This window comes from Geitlerinema calcuttense NRMC-F 0142, from assembly GCF_030285425.1.
In genome coordinates this window covers 1-11,973 of record NZ_JASVEJ010000013.1, presented here as the reverse complement: position 1 = coordinate 11,973, position 11,973 = coordinate 1, and the positions used below count along the sequence as shown (strand labels likewise).

Annotated in this window: 11 protein-coding genes; 4 read left to right on the top strand and 7 right to left on the bottom strand. The window is 48.6% G+C overall.

The window, feature by feature from the left end; translation table 11 throughout:
• The first annotated feature begins 57 nt into the window (after positions 1-57).
• The gene (locus QQ055_RS03315; RefSeq protein WP_069965973.1) at positions 58-675 is read left to right on the top strand and encodes a GerMN domain-containing protein; all 618 of its coding nucleotides are present in this window, start codon (positions 58-60) and stop codon (positions 673-675) included.
• A 58-nt stretch (positions 676-733) separates the two neighbouring features.
• Here QQ055_RS03315 and QQ055_RS03310 read toward each other — a convergent pair whose 3' ends face one another.
• A complete protein-coding gene (locus QQ055_RS03310; RefSeq protein WP_069965974.1) occupies positions 734-1,087 on the bottom strand; it encodes an ArsR/SmtB family transcription factor in 354 nt (117 codons plus the stop codon).
• A 399-nt stretch (positions 1,088-1,486) separates the two neighbouring features.
• On the opposite strand from QQ055_RS03310, the gene urtA reads away from it, so the two are divergent.
• The gene (gene urtA, locus QQ055_RS03305; RefSeq protein WP_286004231.1) at positions 1,487-4,372 is read left to right on the top strand and encodes an urea ABC transporter substrate-binding protein; all 2,886 of its coding nucleotides are present in this window, start codon (positions 1,487-1,489) and stop codon (positions 4,370-4,372) included.
• Here urtA and thiD read toward each other — a convergent pair.
• From thiD to QQ055_RS03275, 6 genes are all read right to left on the bottom strand, one after another.
• Entirely contained in the window at positions 4,360-5,184 is an 825-nt protein-coding gene (gene thiD, locus QQ055_RS03300) for a bifunctional hydroxymethylpyrimidine kinase/phosphomethylpyrimidine kinase (RefSeq protein WP_284475958.1), read from the bottom strand. The genes urtA and thiD overlap by 13 nt on opposite strands.
• Positions 5,185-5,257: 73 nt before the next feature.
• Positions 5,258-6,520, bottom strand: a complete 1,263-nt coding sequence (gene ftsZ / locus QQ055_RS03295) for a cell division protein FtsZ (protein ID WP_069965976.1) — start codon at positions 6,518-6,520, stop codon at positions 5,258-5,260.
• A 377-nt stretch (positions 6,521-6,897) separates the two neighbouring features.
• Positions 6,898-7,692, bottom strand: coding sequence for a cell division protein FtsQ/DivIB (locus tag QQ055_RS03290; protein ID WP_069965977.1), 795 nt, complete (start codon positions 7,690-7,692; stop codon positions 6,898-6,900).
• A 174-nt stretch (positions 7,693-7,866) separates the two neighbouring features.
• Positions 7,867-8,208, bottom strand: a complete 342-nt coding sequence (locus tag QQ055_RS03285; RefSeq protein WP_283361797.1) for a DUF6335 family protein — start codon at positions 8,206-8,208, stop codon at positions 7,867-7,869.
• Between the two features lie 259 nt (positions 8,209-8,467).
• Entirely contained in the window at positions 8,468-8,947 is a 480-nt protein-coding gene (locus tag QQ055_RS03280; RefSeq protein ID WP_283361796.1) for an orange carotenoid protein N-terminal domain-containing protein, read from the bottom strand.
• Positions 8,948-9,208: 261 nt separating this feature from the next.
• Entirely contained in the window at positions 9,209-9,646 is a 438-nt protein-coding gene (locus QQ055_RS03275) for a hypothetical protein (RefSeq protein ID WP_284475957.1), read from the bottom strand.
• A gap of 183 nt (positions 9,647-9,829) precedes the next feature.
• On the opposite strand from QQ055_RS03275, the gene QQ055_RS03270 reads away from it, so the two are divergent.
• Complete coding sequence (locus QQ055_RS03270) at positions 9,830-11,611, top strand: S8 family peptidase (RefSeq protein WP_284475956.1); 1,782 nt, start codon at positions 9,830-9,832, stop codon at positions 11,609-11,611.
• Positions 11,608-11,823 carry a hypothetical protein gene (locus tag QQ055_RS03265; protein WP_283361794.1) on the top strand — a complete coding sequence of 72 codons (216 nt, stop codon included), beginning with the start codon at positions 11,608-11,610 and terminating at the stop codon, positions 11,821-11,823. Before QQ055_RS03270 ends, QQ055_RS03265 begins: the two co-directional genes overlap by 4 nt.
• Positions 11,824-11,973 lie beyond the last annotated feature (150 nt).

Genomic DNA, 11,973 nt, shown 5'->3' with positions numbered 1-11,973 from the left:
CGCTTTCGTTGACGGTACAATCCGCCTTGCTCAATCATCGGTTTTAGGAGGATCTTTATGCAAGATCAAAAACCCCATCGCAATATTTCTCAAGGCGCAATTATTGCTGTTTCTGCTCTCATGTTGGCTGTGGGCGCAGGAACGGCCTTCTGGGCGATCAATACGCGCCAAGACCCATCGCCTTCACCCGCACCGACGGCTCAAGCCAGTCCCACTCCCGGAGAACAGCCCGTAACGCCTGTCCAGGAAACCGTACAAGTGTACTGGATTCGAGATACGGGGAGTAGTTTTCAGCTTACTCCCAAGCCGGTTGCCGTGCAATCTGGCGTGCAAAATGAGAGCGATCGCCTCGCGACCGCCTTTAATCATCTCCTATCCGAACCGGATAGTCCCGCCGATACCTCCGCAATTCCCCCAGGAACGCAGCTACGCGGGGTTGAGGTTAGAAATGATGGCGTGTATGTTAATCTCTCTCAGGAGTTTACTCAGGGTGGCGGTAGCGCCTCTATGAGCGGCCGCGTGTGGCAGGTGGTCTACACGGCTACTGCAACTGCGCCTAATCGACCGGTCTGGATTTTAGTCGAAGGGCAGCCGATTGAGTATCTAGGGGGTGAAGGGCTAACGCTCGATCAGCCTTTGACTCGTGCCAGTGTCGAGCGAGATTTCCCAATTTAATCCCTTGAAGGGGGTGATGAGTGAGGGGTTGACTCAGGTTCTTCCTGAGTTCCCCCACTTATTTTTTTGCCGTTAAGCTAAAATCGCGAAAATGACGCGCTTGCTGTTCGATGCGAGTGGCAAGGCGATCGCACACCAGATTGCAAAGCTCAAAAATGAGTTCGTCTTTAACGCTGTAGTAAGCAGAGGTTCCCTCGGTTCGGCGGTGCAAAATCCCGGCTTGGAGCATGACCTTGAGGTGTTTTGAGACGTTTGCTTGACTCGTTTGGGTAGCTTCCACTAAGTCTTGTACGCATTTTTCACCATTGCGAAGTAAGTTTAGGATTTTTAGGCGCATTGGTTCAGCCAGTACGCTGAAATACTCAGCGACTTGTTGCAGAACTTCTTGCGGTACAGGCTGCATGGGTTCCATAGCCACTCTCTACTGATCATCAAGCCGATCCCCAAATTTTAACAGCCAATGTCCAAATCTTAATAGAAGGTGTTTTGGCTTCGCTTGGGGCGGAGACTGCAATTTCAGACAGGCTGCTAAATTAAACGGAGAAACCTGCTGTTTCATCAGATACAAATCTCTAGCAGATTTATCAGTAATCTAAAAGTTAAATTATTTATGAACTCAAGCTTATCGAAATTTCTTTATTTAAAGATTAGTCATAATAGGTCTTTTGTCCCGCAACCCGATTGCTGGCTGCAATCCACTCAAGCGCGATCGCACTTTAGGCAGGTTTCGTCTCAAACAACCCCAGTTTAGCCAGCAATGGGCAGTAATGCTGAATAGAAAAACTGCAAGCGCTCAACACTCTTGAAAATGATGCCAGAACAACACAAAGCGGCGGAGGAAACGGTCAAAGTCGGGATCTTACATTCTTTGAGCGGTACAATGGCGATTAGCGAGCAATCGCTCAAAGATGCTCAACTGATGGCGATCGCGCAAATTAACGCCTCTGGGGGCGTGCTAGGGCGGCAAATTGAGCCAATGATTGAAGATGGCGCTTCCGATCCAGCAATCTTTGCTCAACGAGCGCGCCAGCTTCTCCAAGAATGCGGCGTGACTACTCTATTCGGCGGTTGGACTTCTGCGACTCGTAAAGCCGTTTTACCCGTTCTTGAAGAATTTAATGCCCTACTTTGGTATCCCGTAGAATACGAGGGGCTAGAATGTTCGCGTCAAATTTTTTACAGTGGATTATGTCCCAATCAGCAAGTTGAACCGACTATCCAATGGTTGTTAGATAATCAGGGCAAGCGATTTTATTTGGTAGGCTCAGACTACGTTTTTCCTCGAACGGTCAATAAGCTGATCAAAGCCCAACTCAAGCATTTTGGCGGTACTTTGCTGGGTGAAGAATATACGCCCCTAGGAACTACTGATTTTACAGAAATTATTGAACAAATTCAAAACATTCAGCCAGATGTAGTTTTTAATACGCTGAATGGAGATAGCAATCTTGCCTTTTATCAACAGTATAAAGAATTTGGAATTTCTCCTGAAAAAATTCCGATCATGGCGATTAGCGTCGCCGAAGAAGAATTGCGACGAATGCCTCCAGATGTGGCGACTGGACATTATGCTGCATGGAGTTATTTTCAAAGCTTAGAGTTAAAAGAAAATCAGCAGTTTGTTCAAAGTTTTAAACAACAATATGGTACAGATCGCGTCACCAGCGATTCAATTCAGTCCGCTTACGCTCAAGTCTTTTTATGGAAACAAGCGGTAGAAACTGCCCAATCCTTTGCGGTAGATGATGTGCGCCAAGCGGCTTACGGTCAAACCTTTCACGGGCCAAGCGGGATTGTTAAAATTGAGCCAAACCATCATCTTTCTAAAGCTTGTCGAATTGGTAAAATTTTGCCCAATGGTCAGTTTCAAACCATCTATACGAGTCCAGACTTAATTAAGCCATTGCCTTGGTTGGGAATGGAGGAATTAGAAGGAACAGTTTCTCCGGTTATTATTGATATGCTGGCAGAAGTTTCTCAAGCGATTGAATATAACTGTCAGCTCGAACAAAAGTCTCGCGAAGTGGCGATCGCCAATCAGGAATTGATAGCGGCAAACGAGCGCTTGCAACAAACCCAAGAACAATTGCGACATCGGACTAATCAGTTTAGGAAATTAGTTCAGCAATCGGAAGTATTTAAGCGCCGCCTATCCAGTCAAATTCGCAATTCCCTAGATATTGATACGATTGTGTGGACGGCTGTTGCTGAGATTCGCGAGTTGCTGCAAATCGATCGCTGTCAGTTTTTTTGGTGTAGAAGTCAAGACCTTTCTGTAGAAGAAACCTTAAGTCAGGAAACATCAGGGAGCAATTCTTTATTGTCTCTAGAAAAATCCTGCCAATTTGAGTTAGGCCATGAGTGTTGCGAGTTGCCCTACATACCCGCACGCGATGACAATCGTTTGCGAGCGATTGAGCTTTTGGGAGAGCGAATTCTCGAACAAAGTTTACTGAAACTGGATGATGTTGCCACTACCCATCAACTGGATGTCAATAGCAAAGTTGCGCTTTTAGAAATTGGAGTGCGATCGCTCCTAGCCATTACCGTTCAAACCCGCTCTGGCGATCTGGGGGTGGTCATGTGCCAGCATGAAAGTAGCGATCGCCCTTGGAAAATTAGCGAAGTAGAATTGCTCAATGCTGTCGCCGATCAAATTGCGATCGCGATCGATCAAGCCAAACTCTATGAAGAAAGTCGCCGCACCGCCGCTTTAGCCACCGCACAAGCCGAACAACTCCAACAAGCCTTACACAATCTTCAACAAACCCAAGCTCAACTCGTACAAACAGAGAAACTCTCTGCTTTAGGTCATCTGCTAGCCGGGGTAGCGCACGAGATTAATAACCCCGTCAGCTTTATCTATGGCAATCTCACCTTTGCCAATGAGTACGCCAGAGATTTATTAGAATTAGTCAAACTCTATCAGGAACATTACCCCGATCCAGTCGAACCCATTCAAGATTACCGGGAAAACATTGATTTAGAATTTTTAATGCAAGATTTGCCTCAAATGCTGTCTTCTATGAAAGTTGGAGCCGATCGCATTCGAGAAATTGTCTTGTCGTTGCGGACATTCTCGCGCAGCGATCGCGGAAAAATGCAGCAGGTGAACCTCCACGAAGGCATTGAAAGCACGCTAGTCATTCTACAAAATCAGCTTAAGCCAAAATCCCATCGTCCCGCGATTGAGGTGGTGAAAGAGTACGGCAATTTACCCAGCGTTGAGTGCTACGCCGGACAACTCAACCAGGTATTTATGAATATTTTGAGTAATGCCATTGATGCGCTCGAAGAGTCCTTGCTCGAACGACCGCTATCTGTGGTGGGAAGTAGCGATCGCCATTCAGAATATAACGGCAAATCCCCGCTTGAAAAACCCCCAACCATCTGGATTCGCACGCAAGTCAGTCGTCCCCATTATGTTTCAATTACCATTGCTGATAACGGCCCCGGAATGCCAGAAGCGATTCAAACGCAACTGTTTGACCCCTTCTTTACCACCAAGCCGGTCGGTAAAGGGACGGGTTTAGGGTTATCCATTAGCTATCAAATTATTGTCGAAAAACACAAAGGTCAGCTCTGGTGCAAGAGCCAACCGGGACAAGGAACAGAGTTTTTAATTGAAATTCCCGTTAGCCAGCAGATCTCGCTAAATTCTGGCTCAACGAACGGTCAGACTTATCACTCCTCGTGAAGGAGTAACGGAAAAAAGTGACCCACCGGCCCTGTCCCTTGACCCAGAGCCAAGGCATGTTGTAGCGCCTGGGTGACGTAGGTTTTCGCAAGTTGGATGGCGGGGAATAAATCTTGTCCTAGCGCTAATTGAGCGGCGATCGCTGCCGCTAGGGTGCATCCAGTGCCATGCGTGTGCGGAGTCTCAACCGTTGTAGTTTTCAAGGTTTCGTAGCGTTTCCCATCAAACCAGATATCCACGCCTCGCGCCGCGCCGCTTAAGCCGCCGCCTTTAATTAAGATGGGAACCCCGACTTGTTGATAAATCCGCTGGGCCGCCGCCCGCATATCATCTAAACTCTGAATGAGCAAACCGCTGAGAATCTGTGCCTCGTAGCGGTTGGGGGTGACAAGCGTCGCCTGGGGAATCAACTGTTCCCGCAAAATTGCGATCGCCTCATCATCAATTAACTGCGCCCCGGTGCGCGATACCATCACCGGATCGACCACTAGGTTCGCAAACGGATAGTCTTTCACCTGTTGCGCCACCGCCGCAATAATCGACGGGTTGAGCAACATTCCCGTTTTTGCTGCTTGCACGCCAATATCGCTCCTCACCGCTTCAATTTGAGCGATGACCGCCTCTACGGGGAGAGCATCTACGCGAGTCACCCCCAGCGTATTTTGAGCCGTAACGCAAGTAATGGCACTCGTCCCGTGAACGCAGTGAAAAGCGAAGGTGCGTAAATCCGCCTGAATTCCCGCACCGCCCCCGCTATCTGACCCTGCAATGGTTAGAGCAACGGGTATCGAGCGAGAAATGCTGTTGGTCATAGGGGAATTTAAGAAGGGGAATGGGGAAGATGGGGAGGCTGCTTTTCCATCTTCCCATTGCGAAGCCCTCAAGTTAGGGACGATTGGGCGGACGGCGACGTTGTAAGAACTCAGGAATATCTAAGCCTCGTTCTGACTCAGAGCGGGCTTGAGGCTGAGTTCTGGGGACAACGGGTCGTTGCGCTGGCACATTGGCAACCCGTTGTGCAGGTTGAACGGGACTTTCGCCGCTAAAACCTGTGGCAATGACTGTAATCCGGATTTCGCCTTGCAAGCGCTCGTCAATGACAGCCCCAAAGATAATATTGGCGTTGGGATCGACGGCTTCGTAAATAATTTCGGCGGCGGCGTTGACTTCGTGGAGAGTTAGGTCGCTTCCCCCAGTGATATTGAGGACGACGCCTTTGGCTCCTTCAATTGAAGTTTCGAGCAAGGGTGAAGAAATAGCCGCGATCGCAGCTTCTCTGGCCCGCGATTTGCCAGAACCCGTGCCAATTCCCATCAGCGCCGAGCCAGCATCGGCCATTACAGCCCGCACGTCTGCAAAGTCTACGTTCACTAAACCCGGAACGGTAATAATGTCGGAAATCCCTTGCACCCCTTGACGCAGGATGTCATCGGCGACGCGAAACGCTTCTTGTACCGGAGTTTGTTCGGTAATTACAGAGAGCAGTTTGTCATTGGGAATCATAATTAGGGTATCTACCCGGCTTTTTAGGGCTTCTACGCCTTCATCAGCCTGATTGGTCCGACGGCGACCTTCAAAGGTGAAGGGGCGCGTCACGACTCCCACAGTCAACGCTCCGACTTCTTTGGCAACTTCCGCCACAATGGGGGCTGCACCCGTGCCTGTACCGCCTCCCATACCCGCAGTGATAAACACTAGGTCAGCACTTTCGAGCGCTAGGGCTAATTCATCTCGCGATTCTTCTGCGGCTTTTTGACCGATTGCTGGGTTGCCGCCTGCGCCTAGTCCTCTGGTCAATTTTTGACCAATCTGCAAGCGTTTAGCGGCGGATGAGTGCATTAAGGCTTGAGCGTCAGTATTAATCGTCCAGAATTCAACCCCAGACACTTCGCTCGCGATCATGCGGTTGACGGCATTTCCCCCGCCGCCTCCAACACCAATCACTTTAATCCGGGCAACGCTGCTTGGCACAATGTTGTCTTGCCTAGACTCTTCTGCGGCGAGGTTATTGCGATCGTGGGACTGCGCGATTTGCAGTCCAGCATTGCGGAAAGGGTTAGCAGCATCCACTGACATAGCAAAGGGGGTAGGATTTTCAGCGTTGGCGTTTCCGTGAGCAAGCCCTAGTTTCCTATTCGGCAGTGTCATGGGCAATTTGGTTAGGTCATCTAAACAACTTTATTATCTACAAGCAGCACAGCTTATCAATGATAGTACCCTGAAGTGGTTCCTCAGACTGTAACTTGCTGGGCTATCCTAAAGATGCGCGATCGCCGCTTTGGATGTTTTGCCCAATCAGCCGGTTGGTCTGGATGGAGAACTTACAGGCTAGGCCAATGAAATGGGAAACCCATCTGCTTTGCTACAGGTTTAATCATACTCAAGCAAGGCAATGAATTACTCTTAAGTTTTGATTGAATCTTTCAAAGGAGTGGCTCGTTAAAGTTTGACAAGAGGGACTCAAGAGTTGTAGCAAGCCTGCTTGCAACTGTCAACTTCAGGGCGTCCACTTTTTGAGCTGGCCTCTACCGGAGTTGCAGCATCGGCGCAGCAGGGTTTTTTAGATCGATATAAGCGATTTGCGCCGGGTTGACTCTTTCGGAGAGTTGCCGCATTTGATCGAGGGTTTTGATCTGCTGCTCAAATTTGGGACTGTAGGGGCCCAGATGAATCACGCCCAATTCGGTATCGAGTTTAAGGTTGTTGGTATCTTGCCAGTCAATGCTTGTAATTTGGATGGGGCTGCGATGAATGATTTGATAAACTTCGCGCCAGTGCGAGCGATAGGTGTCGGGTTTGCCGACGATTTTGAGGGTGGGTAGGGGAAAGGACTGGTTGAGGGCGGTATAGCTTTCTTGAGGCATCCACACCCCTTGGTCGTCTAATAAGCCCACAGAGGCGTTTTGTGAGGGGTGATGTCCCGCAGGTGCGATCGCCACGGCAACGGGATGTCTTTCGGTGACTTGAACGGTGAGGCGAGGGGGGAATAATTGGCGGTTGACTCTAGCCGCCGCAATGGGACCTTTGGCTTCTAGAGTGTTGGCAATGTTGTAGGGTTCGAGGCGAAATAAAGATTGGGGATAGTCGATGGGGAGTAGCGAACGGATCGCTTGGGTGGAAAGAAACTGGTTTCCGGCGATCGCAACTTGTTCGGACTGGCGAATCACCCAACCGGGAAGGGTTGTCACCCAAACGACTCCCCCAGCAATACCACTGACGACGGCACTGCGCCAAATGGTTTGTACAATCTTAATCCGTCGGCTTTTGCGAAGATGCTGTCGTCGAGTTGCCAAGTCTGCCTGCGTAACTGAAGTAATCATGATAGTTGCTGTTTACAGGCTCCTAAGACTAAAATCCGTAATTTTTTCAGTCCGTGGAGTTGGAACTGAGGCAGTCAGATTATAGCGAACGTCCTCACTCCCTGTTGCCCCCATCTTAGGCTTGAATCTTTTAATTCGGCTTAGGGGATGTCACCCATTGGGGGATGCACCCATTTAATCTCGGCGTTGTTCGTAGTCTTCAGCCGTGGCGGGGTCGAGTTCCGAACGGTTGCGATCGCGTCTCTCTAAGGTATCGTTAATTCGTAAGGGTTGGCGATCGTCCATTTCGACGCCTGCGGTGGCGGCAATTTCTTCAACCACATCTTGATCGGGGGTGGGGGTGGTACCGCCAGGGGACTCTTCTCCGACGACGGCGGCTTGGTAGCGGTTATTATCCAGTTCTCCGGCGGGAGTTGCGTCTGCTGCGCTTAAGTCAGAGTCAAACTGAGACATATTTTCAGCCATGCCGGTATTGCGATCGCTAATTCCTTGACGATAGGTTTCGTCTGCCATCATTCAATCTCCTAAATTTTCATCCACAGCATAGCGCGATCGATAGGGGAATTAAGTCTAACTCAGGAGCGAAAAACGAGTATAGCAAAGTGCTGAATTAAAACCGAGTGAGTCTCATGCTTTGAGCAGTTCAGTCTGTCCTCACCTTACTGAGTACAGCTATAAAAAAAGAACTGGCTTGCACCAGTTCTAATTCTTGCATGAGGTATCCTAGGTTTTCTTTCAATTGGGAATTCATCAAAACTAGAATTTTAAGTGTCCCTTAGATATCAGAACCGCCTTTAGGTTCAGCGCCCATTCCCATTACTGAATCGCGTAAGAAGGTGATTTGCTGATTAAAATCGAATCCTTTCAGTTGCTCTAACAATTCATTGCCAGTCTCTGCCATTTCATAGTTGGGAGGCATGGGAACAATGATTTGCGATTCCATTCCTTGGGATAGGCGATACCAGAATAATAACTTGGTATTATCGCTGAAAGAACCGTACTCTCTACAGATGAGCGTGTCGGCATTGTTGACCAAATCGCGCATAACTTGGAGTTGTTCGTCGTGCGATTTCTCTTTGACTTGGTTGAACAAACCTTCAGCAATTTCGGGAGCGGCGGAACCCGGTGCAGCCGGGGTGATAGACTCGCCCATTTCAGTGTAAACAAACCATAAAAAGGCTAACCGATCGTCTACACTTAGAGAGTTGAATTTCTGTAAGGCTTTTTGATTGGGATCGGTATTAATAGAGGTCATAAGGTCTCCAGGATTTTGGTTTTTTCTTGAATTTTGCTAATTTTTAAATCAATTTAAGTGACTTAAAAGCAGCAACTTTAAGTTGTCTGTGTGCAAATTAACAAAAGTAACAAACTTAAGAAAACCTACCGGAGACAGAGGTCTGATAAATGAGTTATCTCTACCTTATGAATGATGGAAAAACCTGTAAAGTGAATAGGAGACTCTCGAAACGGTATTGAGCGAACTGTTTCAATTCATAAGTTTGTCAATTGGGTTTATCTAAACCGCTTTCTGCGATTGATAACGCTGCCACTCCTGTTGCAGAAACTTACCCCATTCAGCCGCTAGAGAGAGTTCTGTAAACGGAACTTGAATCGAAGCTTGCGGGGTAGGTAGGATAAATTCCAGAGCAACTTGCTTAAAAGATCCGTTTAGCTCGCTATTCCAGTCTAAGGGTTGGCGATCGCCAAGCAGACGAATTGCTTGTACATTGTTCAAAGAAAACGTTTCTAACTCCACAGGCCCCTGGCGCGTCGGCTTTCCCCAAGTCAGTTCGCTGCCTTTTTGACCCAGAACGGCATAGATATCGTACTTTGCCCGGTCGAACTGCATCGCCCACTGGCGGTAAGCTTCCACCTTCTGGTAATCATTCCATCCCGCCCAGGCTAACCCAAAAAAGGCAATTAACAACGGCAACCACAGTAATCCTCTTTCCATCGTCGCTCAAACCCGTTCCTGCTTCTCTATCGTGGCACGATTTTTCCAGCACAATCCTTAATCGGACGAATTGATTGAGTAGTCCTTCTTGAAGGATTTCAGACGCACCCGATCCAAATCTGTCGGATGACCCTTTTTGTGGGTTATCGTGGAATCCAAGCGAGCAACCTAGGCGATGCGGACATGAGAAAATTTTTCCTCACTTGTTTATTTGTGATAGGACTAGGCTTTGCCCTATTCAGCTATCCCGGATTGTCGAACAAAGGCGAGTTTGACTCGATTGTACTAGACTTTCGGGAAGAAAAAGCCGAACAGATTAGCCCGAAACTCCAAGAAATTGCCCAAGAGTTTGGGGTCAAACCCCGACTCAATAGCGAATTTTCCCAAGCGGACAACGTTTATATCGTAGAGGGCGATCGCGCTTTGCTGCAAAACCTGAGACAATCGGGCTTGCAGAAGTACACCGAATATATTGAACCCAACTACATTTATACGCTGAACGCCGTTCCCAATGACCCGGACTATCCCAAACAGTGGAACCTCCGCAGTATTAATGTAGAAGCGGCTTGGGATGAAACCCACGGTCAGGGCGTCACCGTCGCCGTCATCGACACGGGTGTTAGTCGCGTTCCCGACCTCAAAGATACTAAATTTGTTAAAGGTTACGATTTCGTCAACGACCGCATCGCCGCCGATGATGACGCCGGACATGGAACCCACGTCGCCGGAACCATCGCCCAATCCACTAATAATGGTTATGGGGTTGCTGGAATTGCCTACGAAGCCCAAATTATGCCCCTAAAGGTTTTAGGCGCAAGTGGCGGCGGAACTGTTGCAGATATCGCCGAAGCCATTAAATTTGCCGCCGATAATGGTGCTGATGTCATTAACATGAGTTTGGGTGGCAGCGGTGAAAGCCAACTCATGCAAGAAGCCATCGAATACGCCTATCAAAAAGGGGTTGTAGTTATTGCAGCAGCGGGTAATTCTAATCAGAATTCCGCCAGCTACCCCGCCCGCTATCCTCGCGTCATTGGCGTTTCAGCGCTAGATTCCGCAGGTGACAGGGCCCCTTATTCTAACTTTGGCGCGGGTGTAGATATTTCTGCACCGGGGGGTTATATGAATGAAGAAAACCCCGCAGGCGGTATTTTACAAAATACCATTGACCCAGAAACCGGACAGCCCATTTTTGCTGCTTATCAGGGAACCAGTATGGCCGCGCCTCACGTAGCAGGGGTTGCAGCGTTGCTGAAAGCGTCGAATATTGAGAGTCCCGATGAAATTGCCAATATCTTAAAAGAAGCCTCTCGTAAGGTCGCAGAAGACCCCTTAAACCATTTTGGGGCGGGTCATTTGGATGCTGCTGCTTCAGTGAAGTTGGCCTTGCGCGGTCAAATTACCTTCAAGGATTTCTTCCGGTGGTTGCGGGATAATGGCTATCTCAATCCTCGTTTTTGGATTGATGGTGGTGCGATCGCCCTTTTGCCTAAAATTGGCATGGTGATCGGATCGTACCTACTCGCCTGGTTGCTGCGAAACTACTTCCCCTTCGGTTGGAGTTGGTCGTTAACCAGCGGCTTAGTTGCCGGTAGCAGCGGTTTATTCTTCCTACAAGGCTTCTATCTGTTTGATGTGCCGCAATGGCCTTTCCGGATGATGGGGAGTTCTATTCCAGAGTTAGGGAACACCGTTATTGGGACTACCGCTTTAAACCCCATCTTTGCTAGCGTTCTGATTCCCGCCGTTCTCGTTGTCCTCTTCTTGGGTCATCCCAGTTGGAAATGGTTCGCCATTGGTTCAGCTTTGGGTGTAGCGAGTTGCTTATTCATCAGCGCCGCCATTGACCCGGCTATGATGTGGTTAGGCGGAGGTTGGTTAGCCCGTGGCTTCCTGGTTATCAATGCGCTACTCTGTTTTGGATTAGCCCGTTTAGCGGTTAGTGGAGAGCAAAAACTGGCATGAATGTAACTGGAACGATTGAAAAGAAAGGCTTTGGCCCCGGTACTTGGGCTTTAGTCAGCGCGGATAAGACTTATGAACTCAAAGATGCCCCTTCTGACTTGAAAAAAGAAGGTTTGAAGGTATCAGTAGAGGGGGAAGTTCGCGATGATGTCATGACTTTCGCAATGATTGGCCCGGTTCTCCAGGTTAGTTCGTTCAAGGTTATCGATTAAAGATTAGGGGGCAAATGCCCCCTTTTTTCTGGATAATATAAGGTGAGGAGAAATACAGCATTTTTCAGGTTCGTGAAGTATACTTTCTTCAAAGTCCCCCTTACTAAGGGGGATTTAGGGGGATCGGACCGTATCTCATCCAATCAAAAA

What these genes read in the sequence shown, in the direction of transcription:
- QQ055_RS03315 (WP_069965973.1), top strand. Translation starts at nt 58, where the DNA reads ATGCAAGATCAAAAACCCCATCGCAATATTTCTCAAGGCGCAATTATT.
- QQ055_RS03280 (WP_283361796.1), bottom strand. Translation starts at nt 8,947, where the DNA reads ATGACCTCTATTAATACCGATCCCAATCAAAAAGCCTTACAGAAATTC.
- thiD (WP_284475958.1), bottom strand. Translation starts at nt 5,184, where the DNA reads ATGACCAACAGCATTTCTCGCTCGATACCCGTTGCTCTAACCATTGCA.
- QQ055_RS03290 (WP_069965977.1), bottom strand. Translation starts at nt 7,692, where the DNA reads ATGATTACTTCAGTTACGCAGGCAGACTTGGCAACTCGACGACAGCAT.
- QQ055_RS03270 (WP_284475956.1), top strand. Translation starts at nt 9,830, where the DNA reads ATGAGAAAATTTTTCCTCACTTGTTTATTTGTGATAGGACTAGGCTTT.
- QQ055_RS03265 (WP_283361794.1), top strand. Translation starts at nt 11,608, where the DNA reads ATGAATGTAACTGGAACGATTGAAAAGAAAGGCTTTGGCCCCGGTACT.
- QQ055_RS03285 (WP_283361797.1), bottom strand. Translation starts at nt 8,208, where the DNA reads ATGATGGCAGACGAAACCTATCGTCAAGGAATTAGCGATCGCAATACC.
- QQ055_RS03310 (WP_069965974.1), bottom strand. Translation starts at nt 1,087, where the DNA reads ATGGAACCCATGCAGCCTGTACCGCAAGAAGTTCTGCAACAAGTCGCT.
- QQ055_RS03275 (WP_284475957.1), bottom strand. Translation starts at nt 9,646, where the DNA reads ATGGAAAGAGGATTACTGTGGTTGCCGTTGTTAATTGCCTTTTTTGGG.
- urtA (WP_286004231.1), top strand. Translation starts at nt 1,487, where the DNA reads ATGCCAGAACAACACAAAGCGGCGGAGGAAACGGTCAAAGTCGGGATC.
- ftsZ (WP_069965976.1), bottom strand. Translation starts at nt 6,520, where the DNA reads ATGACACTGCCGAATAGGAAACTAGGGCTTGCTCACGGAAACGCCAAC.